Below are 959 nucleotides of genomic sequence, written 5' to 3'. Positions count from 1 at the left end.
ACTGGAGCTATACACCAATATCAAGAAGGCTATGACTGAGAAGAAGGTCAAGGCTGGAATGGAGAAAGCAAGTGGTGTAGGTAGTGTAGGTGAAGTAGGTTCGGTAGGTGAAGTGAGTGTTGCTGTGCGAGAGAAGTTCGAGAAATCAAAGAAGATTCCCGGACGACGTGGTTCTATCACTCTTCCTGACGGAACTAAGATAACTGGTCAATACTTTTATGGCGAGGTTTCAGGACTTACACCTTCGCACGATCCGTTTAATGACTTTAAGCAGAACGAAGGATTCCCAGTTAATGAAGACGGCTCTTCCTCAAATTCACGTTCTTACAAAGACAAGGAGTCGCGTCTGTTTACAGAGAAAATTGGCAGAGACTTTGGCGGGCAAGCACTAAAGAATGTGCCAATTGTACAGGATGGTATTCTGTTAAGCGGAAACGGCACAACTATGGGTAAACAACTTGCGGAACGCTATGGTACTGACGGCAAGTATTATGAGAGCCTAAGTGAAAACGCAGAAGGCTTCGGCTGGACTCCAAAGCAAATAGAAGAGGCAGGTTTTAAGGGTACAGTATATTTTGTGCCCGACAAAAAGATGCCACTTACAAGTAAGACATTTGACCTTTTCAACAAGCAAGAGACCAAGAGCATAGGCAATACAGAGCAGTCGGTAAAGAATGCCAAGGTGTTAAGTACTGACGAGGTAAGTGCCATTATAGCCGAGATAGAGGGAAGCGGTAGTCTTGATGCTTTCTTTAACAATCCGTCGGCAATAAACTCGTTGCTAAAGCGTTTAATTGATAAGGGCGTTATTGGCTTGAACGAGGTAGCCGGATTGCGTGAGGGCGAGGACAAACTTTCGGCAGCAGGCAAGGACTTCGTAAAGAATCTGTTGCTTGGCAGTGTATTCTCGGAGAACACTATCCGTATGATGGGTGCTGACGCCATGCTGAAAACCAAGG

General features: G+C 45.5%; 1 protein-coding gene. It reads left to right on the top strand.

Annotated features, from left to right (window positions below; all coding sequences use genetic code 11):
• On the top strand, positions 1–959 hold a 959-nt coding region (locus tag I6E38_RS14910; RefSeq protein ID WP_235394717.1), incomplete at both ends, for a hypothetical protein.

Origin of the sequence: Leyella stercorea (assembly GCF_021531355.1) — a bacterium.
In the GTDB taxonomy this organism is placed as follows: domain Bacteria; phylum Bacteroidota; class Bacteroidia; order Bacteroidales; family Bacteroidaceae; genus Prevotella.
Note: the sequence above shows the minus strand (reverse complement) of the source record. Positions and strands in the feature narration are given on the sequence as shown.